The sequence below is a fragment of the Rhodococcus sp. 15-725-2-2b genome, from assembly GCF_002259075.1.
GTDB lineage: Bacteria > Actinomycetota > Actinomycetes > Mycobacteriales > Mycobacteriaceae > Rhodococcoides.
The window spans coordinates 51469-67269 of sequence record NZ_NPFL01000008.1 but is presented as its reverse complement, the minus strand read 5'-3'; the positions used below and the strand labels follow the sequence as shown (position 1 = coordinate 67269).

Annotated in this window: 13 protein-coding genes; 8 read left to right on the top strand and 5 right to left on the bottom strand. The window is 65.2% G+C overall.

What is annotated here, in order from left to right; genetic code table 11:
- Positions 1–4: 4 nt before the first annotated feature.
- Positions 5–1147, bottom strand: a complete 1143-nt coding sequence (locus CH306_RS11090; RefSeq protein WP_094632221.1) for an acyl-CoA dehydrogenase family protein — start codon at positions 1145–1147, stop codon at positions 5–7.
- A 122-nt stretch (positions 1148–1269) separates the two neighbouring features.
- Here CH306_RS11090 and CH306_RS11085 point away from each other — a divergent pair, with 122 nt between their 5' ends.
- Positions 1270–2766 (top strand): aldehyde dehydrogenase family protein, encoded by a 1497-nt coding sequence (locus tag CH306_RS11085; protein WP_045198323.1) that lies wholly within the window; start codon positions 1270–1272, stop codon positions 2764–2766.
- A gap of 2 nt (positions 2767–2768) precedes the next feature.
- Entirely contained in the window at positions 2769–3665 is an 897-nt protein-coding gene (locus CH306_RS11080) for an oxygenase MpaB family protein (protein ID WP_094646629.1), read from the top strand.
- Between the two features lie 11 nt (positions 3666–3676).
- Here CH306_RS11080 and CH306_RS11075 read toward each other — a convergent pair whose 3' ends face one another.
- On the bottom strand, positions 3677–4879 hold the full coding sequence (locus tag CH306_RS11075) for a TetR/AcrR family transcriptional regulator (RefSeq protein WP_256981134.1): 1203 nt from the start codon (positions 4877–4879) through the stop codon (positions 3677–3679).
- A gap of 182 nt (positions 4880–5061) precedes the next feature.
- Between CH306_RS11075 and fadD5 the strand changes: the two genes are divergently transcribed.
- The 5 genes from fadD5 (at position 5062) to CH306_RS11050 (ending at position 9597) form a co-directional block, all read left to right on the top strand.
- Positions 5062–6618: a fatty-acid--CoA ligase FadD5 gene (gene fadD5 / locus CH306_RS11070; protein WP_094646627.1), complete on the top strand. Its 1557-nt coding sequence runs from the start codon at positions 5062–5064 to the stop codon at positions 6616–6618.
- A gap of 246 nt (positions 6619–6864) precedes the next feature.
- Entirely contained in the window at positions 6865–7179 is a 315-nt protein-coding gene (gene mihF / locus CH306_RS11065; RefSeq protein ID WP_008712632.1) for an integration host factor, actinobacterial type, read from the top strand.
- Positions 7180–7247: 68 nt separating this feature from the next.
- Positions 7248–7730 (top strand): cation:proton antiporter regulatory subunit, encoded by a 483-nt coding sequence (locus CH306_RS11060; protein WP_032395305.1) that lies wholly within the window; start codon positions 7248–7250, stop codon positions 7728–7730.
- 19 nt (positions 7731–7749) lie between these two features.
- Positions 7750–8922 (top strand): cation:proton antiporter, encoded by a 1173-nt coding sequence (locus CH306_RS11055; RefSeq protein WP_094632118.1) that lies wholly within the window; start codon positions 7750–7752, stop codon positions 8920–8922.
- A gap of 12 nt (positions 8923–8934) precedes the next feature.
- Complete coding sequence (locus CH306_RS11050; RefSeq protein WP_176459422.1) at positions 8935–9597, top strand: GntR family transcriptional regulator; 663 nt, start codon at positions 8935–8937, stop codon at positions 9595–9597.
- A gap of 64 nt (positions 9598–9661) precedes the next feature.
- On the opposite strand, the gene CH306_RS11045 is transcribed toward CH306_RS11050, so the two are convergent.
- Both CH306_RS11045 and CH306_RS11040 read right to left on the bottom strand, forming a co-directional pair.
- On the bottom strand, positions 9662–11797 hold the full coding sequence (locus CH306_RS11045) for a 3-hydroxyacyl-CoA dehydrogenase NAD-binding domain-containing protein (RefSeq protein ID WP_032395307.1): 2136 nt from the start codon (positions 11795–11797) through the stop codon (positions 9662–9664).
- A 9-nt stretch (positions 11798–11806) separates the two neighbouring features.
- Complete coding sequence (locus CH306_RS11040) at positions 11807–13018, bottom strand: acetyl-CoA C-acetyltransferase (RefSeq protein WP_032395308.1); 1212 nt, start codon at positions 13016–13018, stop codon at positions 11807–11809.
- Positions 13019–13250: 232 nt separating this feature from the next.
- On the opposite strand from CH306_RS11040, the gene CH306_RS11035 reads away from it, so the two are divergent.
- Positions 13251–13487, top strand: a complete 237-nt coding sequence (locus CH306_RS11035; protein WP_094632114.1) for a hypothetical protein — start codon at positions 13251–13253, stop codon at positions 13485–13487.
- Between the two features lie 12 nt (positions 13488–13499).
- Here the strand turns inward: CH306_RS11035 and CH306_RS11030 are convergent, their stop codons facing one another.
- On the bottom strand, positions 13500–15776 hold the full coding sequence (locus CH306_RS11030; RefSeq protein ID WP_094646644.1) for a DNA polymerase III subunit gamma and tau: 2277 nt from the start codon (positions 15774–15776) through the stop codon (positions 13500–13502).
- Positions 15777–15801 lie beyond the last annotated feature (25 nt).

Sequence of the window (15801 nt, the reverse complement as noted above, 5' to 3'; positions counted from 1 at the left end):
CTGCCTAGAGTCCGTACGTCTTGCCGATGATGTCACGCTGAATCTCGTTGGTACCGCCGTAGATCGAGGACACGAGAGTCGTCCGCACGTGCTTTTCCATGTCGAATTCGGTGGCGTAACCGTAGCCGCCCATCATCTGCATGCCCTCGAGGGCCACCTTCTTCGCGGTCTCGGTGAGCTTGAGCTTGGCCATCGAGGCTTCTCGCGGGAACAGCTTCGTCGGGTTCTCGTCGACCAACCGAGCCACGTGGTAGACCAGCAGCCGTCCGCATTCGATCTCGGTCGCCAGATCGGCGATGCGATGTCGCAGTGCTTGGAACGTGCCGACGGGCCTGCCGAATTGCTTTCGCTGGGTGACGAAGTCGAGTGTGTCGTCGAACGCTCGTTGCGCAGTGCCGAGCATCATCGCCGCCAGGATCAGGCGCTCGATGTTCAGGCCGGTCATCAGCTGCGACCATCCCTGACCTTCCACTCCGACCACCGCGTCCTCGGGCAGCACACAGTCGGTGAAGTAGAGGTCGTTGACTTCCTTGCCGCCCATCGTGTCGATGCCGACGATGTTCAGGCCCTCGATATCGGCCGGGACGTCGAACATGGTCAACCCGTCGTGCTTCCCACCGTCTTTGCCGGTGCGTGCCACCAGCAGAATTCGGTCCGCGAAATGCGCGTTGGAACACCAGGTCTTCTGGCCGTTGATCAGCCAGCCGGAGTCGGTCTTCTCGGCGCGGCAGGTCAGATTTCCCACATCAGAGCCGGCTTCGGGCTCGGACATGGAGATCGAGTAGCTTCGGCCGGCGACGATGCCACCGAGAACTGTGTCCTTCTGCGCCGGGGTGCCGAACTTCTCGTAGGCCGCACCGGTGATCAGGGTGGGACCGATGCCGCCGATGGGAGCCATGGCCTTCGCGGACTCTTCGAGCAGAATGCACAGATCGACGGTGCTGCCGCCCGCTCCGCCGTGCTCCTCGGAGATGATCGCGCCCAACCAGCCCAGCTCGGCCATCTTGTCGTAGAGCGCCTGGTTGTGACTGTGCGCGCCGTGCTCGGTGAGCGCGTCCCGCTGCGCCCTGGTGCCGGCCTCTTTCGCGCAGAACGACGCAACCGCCTGCGCGAAGGCGGTCTGTTCCCGAGTGAGATCGATGCTCATGAATTGCTCCTGCACGTCGAGGCAGCGGGGGTTGTCGCAACCGGACACGACGCATAGTGTGTCCTGGACAACATTGAATCACATCAAATATATGTGATGCGATCCGCTGGAGGATAGAGCCCATGACGGACCAGATCGAACGAACGACCGAGAGCAGCTTCGAAAGCCTCGATCCCCGAACGGGTGTCGCACTCGCCACGTATCCGATCGCGGGCCCCGCAGAGGTCGACATCGCCGTCGCTCGAGCCCGGTCGGCCGCACGCTGGTGGGACGTACAGGGCTTCGTCGGACGCAAACGATGGCTGCTGGAATTCAAGTCCGCCATCGCCAGGGACGCCCCGAGCCTCGCCGCCGTCATCGCCGCCGAAACCGGCAAGCCCGACGAGGACTCGCTGCTCGAGGTCATGCTCGGCGTCGAACACCTGGACTGGGCGGCCCGCAACGCCGAGAAGATTCTGCGGCAGCGCAAGGTCGGATCGGGCCTGCTCGCGGTGAACCAGAAGGCCTACGTCGGATACCGACCGTTCGGCGTCGTCGGAGTCATCGGCCCCTGGAACTACCCGCTCTACACACCGATGGGTTCCATCGCGTACGCCCTCGCCGCAGGCAACACCGTCGTATTCAAACCGAGCGAACTGACGCCGGGCGTCGGCACCTGGTTGGCCGAGAAGTGGCAGTCACTGGCCGCTCCGCACCCGGTGTTCCAGACCATAACCGGCGACGGATCCACCGGTACCGCCCTCGTCGAATCCGGCGTGGACAAGATCGCGTTCACCGGCTCCACCGCCACCGCCAAGAAGGTCATGGCAACCTGCGCGAAGTCGCTGACCCCACTCGTCGCCGAGTGCGGCGGCAAGGACGCGATGCTCGTCGACGCAGACGCGGACATCACTGCCGCAGTGGAATTCGCGACGTTCGGGGCGATGGGCAACGCCGGGCAGACCTGCGCAGGCGTCGAACGCATCTACGTCGCGGCTCCGGTGTACGACCGGTTCGTCGGTGAATTCACCGCCGCGGTGAAAGCGCTGAAGCCCGGAGGAACGAAGACCTCGTCCTACGGCCCGATGACACTCGGCAAACAGAGCGAGATCGTGCGAGGCCAGATCGAGGACGCTCTGGCCAAGGGCGGCAAAGCCGTCGTCGGCGGCCTCGAGTCGCTGCACGGGCCGTACATCGACCCGGTGGTTCTCACCGACGTACCCGAGGACTCGACCGCAATCACCGAGGAGACCTTCGGTCCGACCGTGGTGGTCAACAAGGTTCGCGATCTAGACGAGGCCATCGAGCGGGCCAACGCGTCCAAGTACGGACTCGGCGCATCGGTGTTCACCCAGGACGGAGCAGTGGGCAGACGCGCCGCCGAGAAGCTCGATTGTGGTGTCGTGACGGTCAATTCGGTCCTCGGATTCGCCGGCGTTCCGGCGCTGCCGTTCGGCGGCACGGGCGACTCCGGATTCGGCCGCATCCATGGGGCCGACGGCCTGCGCGAATTCAGCACCGTCAAATCGTTGACCGTGCAAAGTTTCGCAGCTCCGATCAATCTGCTGACGATGAAGCGCAAAGCGCGAAACATGAAGCTCTCCGTGCTGGCACTTAAGCTTCGGCACGGAAGAGGCTGACCATGGACATCACGCCGAAGAAGGGGCGCTTCGGCTGGCTTCGACGCATCGAGGAACTCGACCCGGTGCGGGATTGTCACACCATCCACCGCATCACGGCCGGCTACGAGTTCCCGTGGGACTACCAGCGTTCACTCGAGTTCGCGCTGTTCCGTACCTACTGCGTGCCGACCATCTCGGCACTGTTGGCCGAGACCGGCGAATTCGAGAACCGACCGCAGAAGCGCTACGACGACACCTCGCTGTTGATGGCCGAACTGCTCGAGCACGGATACGACTCCGAGCGGGGACGTGAATCGCTTCGGACGGTCAATCGAATGCACGGAAAGTACGACATCTCGAACGACGACATGCTCTACGTGTTGACGACGTTCATCTACGAGCCGATCGAGTGGATCGACACCTACGGATGGCGTCGCCTGCACCCCAAGGAACGACTCGCGACGTTCCACTTCTACCGCGAAGTGGGAAAGCGAATGGGAATCAAGAACATTCCCGAGTCGTACACCGAGTTCGCGCAGTTCAAGCTCGACTACGAGGAGCGGACGTTCCGCTTCACCGAGGACAATCGTCGGATCGGCACGTACACCCTGGATCTGTACTGCTCCTGGTACCCCGCTGCGCTGACCCCCGCAGTGAAGCAGGGAGTGTTCGCACTGTTGGACGACCGGATGGCCGGTGCCTTCGGGTTCCCTGCAGGCTCACCGACGGTCGAGCGGGTGGCCGTGCGGGCTCTGCGCGCCAGGGCCCGCGTCGAGCGGTTCCTACCCAAGCGAACGCGATCTCGGGCCACCGCCGACGCGTCGAACAGGACCTACCCCGGCTATCCCGTCGGCTACCGCCCCCGAGATCTGGGCACCGAAGCATGCCCGTACTCCGCTGTGCCGACTCCGGCCTGAACGCGGAGGGTTCATCCCAGAAGTACCGCCGTCATCGTCCGCTGCACCCGGGCCATTGTTCGGTCGGACCGCTCGAACCGCACCGTCCGACCCACGTCGAAGACCAACCCGAGAGCGGCGTGGATCAGAAATCGTGAGACCACCACGCTCGTGTTCGGCCGGGCCTCACGCAGCAGCTGCGCCCAGCCGTCGACGTTGTGGCGCTGAATCCGGCGCAGTGTCGCGCGCCGATCGGCCGGTAGATTTCCGATCTCGGCGAAGTACACGGCCACCAGTTCGCCCTGCCGGAAGGTCAATTCGGTGTACAGCCTGGCGAAGGTCCGCACCGCGTCGACCGGGGAGTTCGAGTGCTCGAGCGCGCCGGCGAGGGTGTCGGTGAGCTGGTCGTTGGCACGATGCAACGCGGCCTCGAGCAGCTCGGCCTTGCTGGGGAAGTAGCGGTACACGCTCGAGGCGGTGATGGACGCTGCTGCGCCGATGTCGTCGAGGCCCACCTCGTGGTACCCGTGCAGATAGAACAGCCGAATCGAATGGTGCAGCAACTCTTCCCGTTTCGATGCATGCTCGAGCACACAGTCGCGGTGGGGCGATTCGCTGCCCTGCTGCGGAAGTTCGGTCCGCAGGACCGACCGTGCGGCAGCGAGCATCGACTCCTCGATCTGCTTGGCCGACAATGCCGATCGATGCGCGGTGATGCTGGCGACCACACTGATCGACGCCGTGGCCAGCAGAGCGGCGTCCGCCTCGGACAGATCGGGGCGAAGCTGTCGCAACGGCACCGTCACTCGCTCGTGCACCGTGCGCAACGCTCGCCGTAGGTATTCGCGGTCCGAACCGACGAGATAGCGCCCCTCCCATCGATACAACCCACCGGTGCGGCGATTGTCGATGGTGGTGGCGATGATGGCACCGATGACCGCGTCGATCCGGGACTGTGGATCCTCCACATCGTCGACGGACGGATCGATGACGGCCGGATCCGTTGCCGCGACCAAGGAGTCGGTCATCCGCATGACGGTGTCGACGAACAGGGAGTACTTGGTCGGGAAGTGCCGGTACAGCGCGGGCCCGGAAATACCGACGGTGGCAGCGATGTCCTCGATTCCGACGGGGTGATAGCCGCGCTCGCTGAAGGCCTCGGCCGCGGCCACCAGAATCTGCGACTTCCGATTCCGTGGCCGACGCCGCGGCTCCGTGGCACTCGTCTCGCTCATCGCCTCACCTCGCCGGTCGTCTCGAGTGCTCATAGTAGCGGGATCGATGCGAATGATCACAAACTTAATGCGTCACTGACCTGCCGAAATGCAGTCAACAGAGTTCCGGACAAAGCGGCCAACACTCTGTAAGCTGCATCACATTCGATCCCCGCTCATACGGCTGACGAGAGGAACCGGCGATGGCCGCTCACCCCAACGAACCCGGATTGTCCAACCGAAACAACTGGAACAACCACGTTCGACGGCACGCCCTCATGCAGCCCGAGGCAGTGGCGCTTCGGTTTCAGGGGCGATCGATCGGCTGGCGCGAACTCGACGACCGCGTCGCGCGGCTCGCGGGCGCGCTGCAGAGCCGCGGAATCGGATTCGGTGACCGGGTATTGATCGTGATGCTCAACCGCCCCGAATATCTCGAGGCGGTCCTGGCGATCAACGCGCTCGGCGCACTCGCTGTCCCGGTGAACTTCCGGATGACTCCGCCGGAGGTGACGTTTCTCGCGCAGAACAGCGGCTCGTCCCTGGTGATCTCCGACGAGACGCTCGCTCCACTGGCCGAAGCAGTTGTAGCGCAGAGTGATTCACTGACCGGAATCATCGTCGCCGGAGACGCGTACGAGGCGCTGCTGTCCACCGCCGAACCGGCGGACCCCGTCGACGTGCCGGACGACGCCCCGGCGCTGATCATGTACACCTCGGGCACCACCGGAAGGCCCAAGGGCGCGGTACTCACACACGCGAACATGCAGGCGCAGGCGTTCACCTGTGTCCGGGCACTGCAGATGAGCGCCACCGACGAGGTCGGCTTCTGCGCCTCACCGATGTTTCACATCGCCGCACTCGGCAGCCTCGCGCCGAGCCTGCTGCTCGGGATTCCCACCGTCGTCCACCCGGTCGGGGCATTCGATCCGGGCACCCTGCTCGACGTACTCGCCGCCGAACGTGTCACCAATCTGTTTCTCGTCCCCGTGCAGTGGCAGGCGATGTGCGCCGAGCAGGCGGCCAACCCGAGAGAACTTGCCCTGCGGGTCATTTCCTGGGGCGCCGCCCCGGCATCGGACACCGTTCTGCGCGCGATGTCGGACACGTTCCCGGGTGCGATGAACGTCGCGGTGTTCGGGCAGACCGAGATGTCGCCCATCACCTGTGTGCTCGACGGCGTCGACGCCCTTCGCAAACTCGGCTCGGTAGGACGCGTCGTCCCGACCGTCGCAGCACGCGTCGTCGACGACGACATGAACGACGTGGCGCAGGGCGAGATCGGCGAAATCGTCTATCGAGGGCCCACATTGATGCGCGAATACTGGGAGAACCCCGACGCGACGGCGGACGCGTTCCACGGCGGCTGGTTCCACTCCGGCGACCTCGTACGCCAGGACGAGGAAGGCTTCGTGTTCGTCGTCGACCGCAAGAAGGACATGATCATCTCCGGCGGTGAGAACATCTACTGCGCCGAAGTCGAGAACGTCCTGTTCTCCCACCCCCGAATCCTCGAGGCCGCAGTGATCGGCCGACCCGACGACAGGTGGGGCGAGGTGCCCGTCGCGGTGGTCGCACTGCACGATTCCCCCGACACCCCCGACCTGACTCTCGACGAGCTTCTCGTGTGGCTCGGCGACCATCTCGCGCGGTTCAAGCACCCCAAGGAATTGGTCGTCGTCGACGCCCTCCCACGCAACGCGAGCGGCAAGGTGGTCAAGGTCGCACTCAGGAAGACCTACTCGCCTGCACCGGCCTGAGAGACCGGCAGGGAGGCGTCGGACATGCCCGGTACACGACGCCCTTCTAGAGCCGACACGGGGCCGAAGTGCTGGTCGGGGCACACCCCGAATCGGATAGGACGTAGCCTGGCTGGGAAGGTTCGGTGGCTCGACCGGAATGACAGCCGTGTTGTTCGGTTAGATTGGAAGAGCCACCAGGCACGATGCAAGAGGGTCGAGACCTGTCAACGAGCGACGGGTCACCACAATCGAGGAGAACAGGCCATGGCTTTACCAGTATTGACACCGGAACAGCGCACCGCGGCGCTGGCCAAGGCGGCCGAGGCACGCACTGCGCGGTCGAAGCTGCTCGCATCCGTCAAGTCCGGCGAACTCAGCGTCGCTGACGTTCTCGCCAAGGCGGAGAACGACGAGATCGTCAAGAAGACCAAGGTGTCCGCCCTGATCAAGGCCCTGCCGGGTGTTGGTTCCGTGCGCGCCGCACAGCTGCTCGAGCAGCTGTCCATCGCCGATACCCGCCGTATCGGTGGCCTCGGCGCAAACCAGCGCGAAGCCCTCCTGGCTGCCGTCGCATCCTGATCGAGACGGGTCGGGCTGCACGCCCGATCCTTCGATAATGCGCTGCCTGCAGGGCTAGCATTTCGACCATGAACGTCGAAGTGACCCTGCTGCCGGGAATCGGAGTGCGAAAGGATTTCGCACTCGCTTCCGGGCGTCGCATAGGCGTCATCACCCGCAAGGACGGCGTGAACGAGTTGATCGTCTCGCGCAAGGACGACCCCGATGCGACGCAGGAATCCATCACGTTGAGCAATGAGGAAGCGGCGGCCCTGGGCAATCTGCTCGGGTCGCCGCAACTCATCGCTCAGCTCGGGGAAGAGCATCGTGACCTTCCCGGAATCAACACCCGTCGGCTTCCCATTCGCGCCGACTCACGGTTCGTCAGCCGCACACTCGGCGATACCGCCATGCGCACCAAAACCGGGGTATCGGTCGTCGCTGTCATGCGCGCCGGTCAGGTTCAACCGTCCCCCACCCCCGACTTCACGCTGGCCGCAGGTGACCTACTGGTCGCCGTCGGTACCGCGGACGGACTGGACGCAGCGGCCAAGTTGCTCGGCAATGCCTGAGATCAGTCGGGGCTGAACAGTGGCCGAGAGCGCACTTGCCCTCACCGAGCTGGGTGCAGTGTTCTTCGTTCTCGGACTACTCGCTCGTCTGGCGGGTCGAATAGGTGTCTCCCCCATCCCGTTCTATCTGCTCGGCGGTCTCGCGTTCGGAAACGGCGGCATCGTCAATCTCAGCGGCATCGACGAGTTCAGCGAGATCGCGAGCGAGATCGGCGTCGTTCTGCTGCTGCTCCTGCTCGGACTCGAATACACCGCCGCCGAACTCGTCACCGGTCTGCGCCGATCCTGGATGGCCGGTCTGGTCGACATCGTGCTGAACTTCGCACCGGGTGCAGTGGCCGCGTTTCTGCTCGGCTGGGGCGGAGTCGGAGCGCTGGTAATGGGCGGTGTCACGTACATCTCGTCCTCGGGCATCATCGCCAAGGTCCTCACCGATCTGGGCCGACTGGGAAACCGCGAAACCCCCGTCGTGCTGTCGATTCTGGTGTTCGAAGACCTGGCGATGGCCATCTATCTGCCGATCCTGACCGCGGTCCTCAGCGGCGTGAGCTTCCTCGGCGGACTCGAAGCGCTCGGCATCTCACTGTTCGTCCTCACCGTCGTGCTGGTCGTCGCACTGCGCTACGGCAACCTCGTCTCCGCAGTACTCGACAGCCCCGACCGCGAAGTGGTGCTGCTCAAGGTCCTCGGATCCGCGTTGCTGGTGGCCGGCATCGCGTCGGAACTGCAGGTCTCGGCCGCCGTCGGCGCGTTCCTGCTCGGTATCGCCATATCTGGGTCGACGGCCGACAACGCCACCCGCGTGCTCGAGCCACTGCGCGATCTCTTCGCCGCGATGTTCTTCGTGGTGTTCGGACTCGCCACCGACCCGGCGACCATCCCACCCGTGCTCGGCTGGGCCGTCGTGCTCGCGGTGACCACGACAGCCACGAAGGTCGCGACCGGCTGGTGGGCGGCGGGCCGTCAGGGAATCGGACGACCTGGCCGGTTGCGCACCGGTGCGGCACTGGTGGCGCGGGGCGAGTTCTCGATCGTCATCGCCGGACTGGCCGTGGCCGCAGGCGCGGTGGAGGGCGAACTCGCGGCTCTGGCGACGGCATACGTGCTGCTGATGGCAATCCTGGGGCCCATCGCGGCCCGAGTCGTCGAACCGGTCGCGCAGGTCCTCCTTCGCGCGAAGCCCGCCGTGTGATTGGCTTTCGGAATGGTGGACAAGCGTCGAGCATCGGTTCTGCGCCGACGGCCGCAGCTGTCGGAGGAGGTGGCCAGCCACGTCCGGCACCTCGTCATGTCCGGCGAAGTGAGTCCGGGCGACTTCATCCGACTCGACGAGACCGCCGCAGAACTCGGTGTCAGCGTCACTCCCGTCCGCGAGGCACTGCTGACGCTGCGGGGTGAGGGCATCGTCGAACTCGTCCCGCATCGCGGCTACAAGGTTTCGCCGCTGACGCCGAACGACATCGTCGACATCTTCTGGTTGCAGGGCCAGATCGCTGTCGAACTGGTGCGCCGCGCAGCACCGAAGATCACCGAGGCCGAACTCGCCCGACTCGCCGAACTCACCGCACTGCTGTCCGCGGCCGTCGAGAACGGCAGGCCGGAGGATGTCGAGAACTGCGAGTTCGAGTTCCACCGCGTCCTCAACCGACTCGCCGACTCGGCGAAACTGGCGTGGTTTCTCAACAACGCCACCCGCTACACACCCACCCGCCTCTATGCCACCGATCGTGACTGGGGCCGAGCGGCCGTCCGCAACCACGAGGAACTCATCGAGGCACTCGTTCGAAACGACATCGACGCCGCCTGCGAATTGATGAAGCAACAATTCACAGACGGCGCCGAGAGGTTGATCGCGCATCGCGGGTAGATGCCTTCGGCAGTGGTGCGGTTATGTGCCACCGGGGGCACTCGATCGCACCACTGCCTCGGCACTAGCGCAGCGAAGCAGGAACCTGGAAGCGATCGCCGTACTTCTTCGCCAATTCGTCTGCACGAGTGACGAATCCGGCCTGACCTCCCGGGTAGCCGACGACGTACTGGTGCACGCCTCCGGTCCAGGCGGGGAAGCCGATGCCGAAGATCGAGCCGATGTTGGCGTCGGCGGTGGTGTTCAGCACACCCTCGTCGAAGCACTTCTGCGTCTCGATGGCCTCGATGAACAGCATGCGTTCCTTGAGGTCCTCGAACGGGATGTCCGCCGAACCCGACTTGAACGCATCACGCAGTCCGGGCCACAGTCCGGTGCGCTTGCCGTCCTCGTACTCGTAGAAGCCCGCGCCCTTGGCCTTCGACGGACGCTCGAACTCGTCGACCATCTTGTCGATGACGGCACCGGCCGGATCCTCGGGAGGAGTCTGACCCGCGGCGATGAGGGCGTCGTAGGTTTCCTTGCGGATCTTCTGCATCAGGTTGAGCGTCAGCTCGTCCGAGAGCTGAAGCGGCGCAGCCGGGTAACCGGCCTGCAGACCGGCCTGCTCGATGGTCGACGGCTCGACGCCCTCGCCCAGCATCGCAATGGCCTCGTTGATGAACGTGCCGATCACACGCGAGGTGAAGAAGCCGCGGCTGTCGTTGACGACGATCGGGGTCTTCTTGATGATCTGCACCAGGTCGAATGCCTTGGCCAAGGCCGCATCCGACGTCTTCTCGCCGCGAATGATCTCCACCAGCGGCATCTTGTCGACGGGCGAGAAGAAGTGGATTCCGATGAAGTCTTCCTGACGCTTGATGCCCTGAGCGAGGCTCGTGATGGGCAGCGTCGAGGTGTTGGAACCGAGCAACGCCGTCGGATCGACGAGGTCCTCGATCTCCTGGAACACCTTCTGCTTCAACTCTTCCGACTCGAAGACGGCCTCGATGACGAGGTCTGCGCCTTCGACGTCCTTGGCGTCGGCCGTCGGGTGGATCCGCGCGAGCAGAGCGTCGGACTTCTCCTGGGTGGTCTTGCCACGCGAGAGTGCCTTGGCCTCGATGGCCTCGGAGTACGCCTTGCCCTTCTGCGCCGCCTCGAGAGCAACATCCTTGAGCACCACGTCGATTCCGGCCTTGGCACACACGTACGCGATGCCCGCGCCCATCATGCCTGCGCCGAGAACCGCAACCTTGGTGAAGGTGGTCTTCTCGATGCCGTCGGGACGGGACTTGCCGGCGTTGATCGCCTGCAGATCGAAGAAGAACGCCTGAATCATGTTCTTGGACACCAGGCCGGTGACCAACTCGGTGAAGTACCGCGACTCGATGGTGCACGCGTTGTCGAAGTCGACCTGCGCACCTTCGACCGCCGCCGCGAGAATCGCACGCGGTGCAGGCATCGGAGCGCCCTTGATCTGCTTGCGCAGATTGGACGGGAATGCGGGCAGGATCTGTGCGAGCTTCGGATTGGACGGCGTGCCGCCGGGAATCTTGTAGCCCTTGACATCCCACGGTGCGACGCCACCCTCGGGGTTGGCCTTGATCCAGGCCTTGGCGGTGGGCACCAATTCGTCGATGCTGCCGACCAACTCGTGAATCAGACCGATCTCGAGTGCCTTCGCCGGACGGAACCGGGTGCCCTGCGCGAGCACGGTCATGAAGCCGGTCTGGATGCCGAGAAGTCGCGTGATGCGGGCGACTCCACCGCCGCCGGGCAGCAGGCCGAGGGAAACCTCGGGAAGACCGATCTGGACGCCGGGAACGTCGGCCGCGATGCGGTGATGAGTCGCGAGCGCGATCTCGAGTCCGCCGCCGAGTGCTGCGCCGTTGATGGCGGACACGACCGGCTTGCCGAGCTTCTCGATACGACGCAGCTGGCCCTTGACTTCCTGCACCTCGTCGAACACCTGCTGAGCGTCCTCGGGCTTGGCAGCGATGAGCGTGTGCAGATCGCCGCCGGCGAAGAACGTCTTCTTGGCGGAGGTGATCACGACGCCGGTGATGGAGTCGACCTCGGCCTCGAGGCGGTCGACGGTCGCTCCCATCGAATCCTTGTACAGCTGGTTCATCGTGTTGGCGCCCTGGTTGGGGTCGTCCATCGTCAGAACGACGATACCGTCGGCGTCCTGGTCCCACTGAATCATGTTGTCAGACATCGTAATACCTCAGACTCGCTCGATGATGGTGGCGACGCCCATGCCGCCGCCGATGCACAGGGTGATCAAGGCGTACCGGCCGCCGCGGCGCTCGAGCTCGTCCAGCACGGTGCCGGTGATCATCGCTCCGGTCGCTCCCAGCGGGTGGCCCATGGCGATGGCACCACCGTTGACGTTGAGCTTCTCGTTCGGGATGTTCAGATCCTTCTGGAAGCGCAGCACCACGGAGGCGAACGCCTCGTTGAGCTCGAAGAGATCGATGTCGTCGACGGTCAGGCCCGCGGTCGCGAGAACCTTCTTCGACGCCGGGGTGGGCCCGGTCAGCATGATGGTCGTATCGGCACCACTGGTGGCGGTCGCGACGATGCGCGCCCTCGGAACCAGGTTCAGATCCTTACCGGCCTGCTCGCTGCCGACGAGGACGAGTGCTGCGCCGTCGACGATGCCGGAGCTGTTTCCGCCGGTGTGCACGTGATCGATCTTCTCCACCCAGTGGTACTTCTGCAGCGCCACATCGTCGAATCCGCCCATGGCCGCGATACCGGTGAAGGCCGGGTTCAGCTTGCCGAGCGATTCCACGGTGCTACCCGGACGCATGTGCTCGTCCTGATCGAGGATGAGCAGGCCGTTCTGGTCGGTGACCGGAACGACGGACTTCGCGAAGTAGCCACCCGACCACGCTGCGGCGGCGCGCTCCTGCGACTGGACGGCATATGCGTCGACGTCCTCGCGGCTGAACCCCTCGATCGTCGCGATGAGGTCGGCACCGATGCCCTGCGGGGCGAAGTAGGTGTCGTAGTTGGTGACGGGGTCCATGGCCCACGCGCCGCCGTCACTGCCCATCGGCACACGCGACATCGACTCGACGCCACCGGCGATGACGAGCTCGTCCCAGCCCGAGCGCACCTTCTGTGCAGCCAGGTTGACGGCCTCGAGACCGGACGCGCAGAAGCGGTTGAGCTGGAAGCCGCCGACGGTGTCGGGCATCTTCGCTGCGAGCACCGCCGTGCGCGCGATATCGGCACCCTGATCTCCGACGGGTGAGACCACGCCGAGGATGAGGTCGGAGATCCGGTTCTCGTCCATGTCGGGGAACCGTCGACGAAGCTCGTCGATCAGACCGGTCACCAGGGAAATCGGCTTCACCGAATGCAGGGAGCCGTTCTTTCCCTTGCCTCGGGGAGTCCTGATGGCCTCGTAAATGAATGCCTCTGTAGTCACAGCGCGCAGTTCCTTCCAGATACTCGATCTTCTTGCGGTCGCCGTGCCGGCCGACCGCGTCGGTGCGAGGCCATGACAGACCTCAGCTCATGCCACAGTAGGGCGGGCGATGGATCCGGCGTAAGGACCGAAACGAGCGTTGTACATGACCGACGCGAAGGTTCACGTTTGAACGACCTGATCGTGGGACACTCCGATAGATCAGATCTACCGAGCGCGGAAGAAGACCTCCATGGAAACCAACAACGAATTGACCGTGGGCGCTCGCGTCAAAGTACGCATTCACACCACCGGCACCGATGACGAAGCTGCTCAGGACACGTACGAGACCGGGGCGATCGTCGAGGACTTCGGTGTCCAGACACCCGAGACCACCTCCCGGGACTGGGCGGTGGCACGGCGTTGGGCCGTGGCGCTCGACAGCGGACGCCTGGTGTTCGCCGACAACGAGGACCTGACCGTCGGCTGAGTCACCCGTCGATCAGGTCTCCTTGAGCGGTACCGCTCCCAGTTCGCTGACCAGCAGCTCCATCGCGACGGTCTCCGGATCGCGTCGAACCGTCGGATCGGCAGGCTCGGCCGCGGCCTTGAGCAGCTCTTCCTCGTCCTCCGGGGTCTCCGGTGGCGGTGGCCCTACCGGCTCGGGCTCGTCGGGGTAGTCCGGCGCTTCGGGCATCGGAATGTCGTCCGCCCCGATGCCGGCCGAGGATCCATCGCCCGCTGATCCGAACCCGTCCGACGTGGGACGGGAAGCCCCTGCCTGGCTCGGCCTCGAGAACTTCGGCAGCGACGCGGGTTTCGCTGCCGGTTCATCTTTTTTTGCTGATGACTGTTCCGGCGGTGCCGCCGCACCGACCAGGCACACCACCGACCATTCGACCCCGAATACGTCACGCAGAGCGTCGCGAATGACGTCGGCGTTGCGCGGTTCCTCCAGCCGCTTGGCCAGCGGTGCCGAGTCGTGACCGAGCGTGATGGTGCCGTTCTCGACGGTGCGCACCGAGGCACCGGAGAGCATCACCTCGACGGTCCGGCTCCGGTCTCGTACCTTCGTGCGCACCTCCGACCACACAGCTCGAACCGCGGCTGCGTCGGGCTCGCTCGACACGGCGGCGGGGGCCGCCACGGGTTCCGGTTCCGACTCGAACACCGGATCCGGCTCGGGGCCGTAATCGTCCTCGGGCTCCGGCGGAAAATCTTCGTGGGAAACCGAGGCAGCGGGGGCCGGTTCCTGTGATGCCGAAACCGGTTCCGGAGTCGGCTCGGGTGTGGGGGCCGGTTCCGGAGTCGGCTCGGGTGTGGGAGCGGGCTCGGGTGTGGGAGCGGGCTCGGGTGTCGGAGCGGGCTCGGGTATCGGGGCCGGCTCGGGTCGTGCAGGCTCCGGTGCCGGTGTGGGAATCGAGGCAGCGGGTGCGGGCGCCACTGGAGCAGGTGCCGGTGCGGGCGCTGCCGGCTCTGCGGCCGGTGGACGTTGCGACGGTCGCTGAAACTTGCTCACCGGTGCCGGACCCGGGGGCGCGGGTTCCTCGGTGGGTTGCAACTGCGGTCGCGTCGGATCTGCGGCTGCCTGGGCGACGGCTGCTTGCTCCCCCGCCGGAAGGGTGACGTCCAGGCGGCGCTCGACGCGTTCGAGTCGTTGCAGCACCGCCGATTCCGCGTCGGACGCCGAGGGCAGCAGCATTCGGGCACACATCACTTCGAGCAGCAGACGCGGGGCCGTGGCACCGCGCATCTCGCCGAGGCCCGAGTGCACGATCTCGGCGTACCGAGTCAGTGTCGCCGAACCGAGCAGATCGGCCTCGTCACGCAGTCTCTCGAGGACGTCGCCGGGAACGTCGACCAGACCGCGTTCTCCGGCGTCGGGCACGGCCTTCATCAGGATCAGATCTCGCATGCGATCGAGGAGGTCGATGGCGAAGCGGCGTGGGTCGTGGCCCGCGTCCATCACCTTGTCGACGGTGCCGAACAGTGCGCCGCCGTCGCCCGCGGCCAACGCGTCGACCGCTTCGTCGATCAGTGCGACGTCGGTGACGCCGAGAAGCGAGAGTGCGCGCGGGTACGTGACGCCCTCGGGTCCGGCTCCGGCCAGGAGCTGATCCATGACGCTGAGCGAGTCACGGGGCGAACCTCCGCCGGCGCGGATGACCAGCGGGTAGACCGCATCCTCGACCGGAACCTGTTCCTGGCCACAGATCTTCTCGAGCAGACCGCGCATCGTCGACGGCGCGAGGAGCCGGAACGGGTAGTGGTGGGTACGCGAGCGGATGGTGGGGAGCACCTTCTCGGGCTCGGTGGTGGCGAAGATGAAGACGAGGTGCTCTGGTGGCTCCTCGACGACCTTGAGCAGCGCGTTGAAGCCCGCCGGGGTCACCATGTGTGCCTCGTCGATGATGAAGATGACGTAGCGCGATTCAGCCGGGGCGTACACGGCCTTGTCTCGCAGATCTCGCGCATCGTCGACGCCACCGTGGCTGGCCGCGTCCATCTCGACGACGTCGAAGTTGCCGGGTCCGCCCGGTGCGAGGGCGACGCAGGAGTTGCACACGCCGCAGGGGGTCGACGTCGGACCCTCGGCGCAGTTCAGCGATCGGGCGAGGATGCGCGCCGAGGAGGTCTTTCCGCAGCCACGCGGCCCGGAGAACAGGTACGCGTGGTTGATTCTGTTGCTGTCCAACGCCACGCTGATCGGCTCGGTGACGTGCTCCTGACCGACGACCTCGGCGAACGTCGCGGGACGGTACTTCCGGTAGAGGGCCACGCCCGAAAGGGTACCGGCGACCACG

What these genes read in the sequence shown, in the direction of transcription:
- CH306_RS11075 (WP_256981134.1), bottom strand. Translation starts at nt 4,879, where the DNA reads ATGAGCGAGACGAGTGCCACGGAGCCGCGGCGTCGGCCACGGAATCGG.
- CH306_RS11090 (WP_094632221.1), bottom strand. Translation starts at nt 1,147, where the DNA reads ATGAGCATCGATCTCACTCGGGAACAGACCGCCTTCGCGCAGGCGGTT.
- fadD5 (WP_094646627.1), top strand. Translation starts at nt 5,062, where the DNA reads ATGGCCGCTCACCCCAACGAACCCGGATTGTCCAACCGAAACAACTGG.
- CH306_RS11050 (WP_176459422.1), top strand. Translation starts at nt 8,935, where the DNA reads ATGGTGGACAAGCGTCGAGCATCGGTTCTGCGCCGACGGCCGCAGCTG.
- CH306_RS11085 (WP_045198323.1), top strand. Translation starts at nt 1,270, where the DNA reads ATGACGGACCAGATCGAACGAACGACCGAGAGCAGCTTCGAAAGCCTC.
- CH306_RS11035 (WP_094632114.1), top strand. Translation starts at nt 13,251, where the DNA reads ATGGAAACCAACAACGAATTGACCGTGGGCGCTCGCGTCAAAGTACGC.
- CH306_RS11045 (WP_032395307.1), bottom strand. Translation starts at nt 11,797, where the DNA reads ATGTCTGACAACATGATTCAGTGGGACCAGGACGCCGACGGTATCGTC.
- CH306_RS11060 (WP_032395305.1), top strand. Translation starts at nt 7,248, where the DNA reads ATGAACGTCGAAGTGACCCTGCTGCCGGGAATCGGAGTGCGAAAGGAT.
- CH306_RS11080 (WP_094646629.1), top strand. Translation starts at nt 2,769, where the DNA reads ATGGACATCACGCCGAAGAAGGGGCGCTTCGGCTGGCTTCGACGCATC.
- mihF (WP_008712632.1), top strand. Translation starts at nt 6,865, where the DNA reads ATGGCTTTACCAGTATTGACACCGGAACAGCGCACCGCGGCGCTGGCC.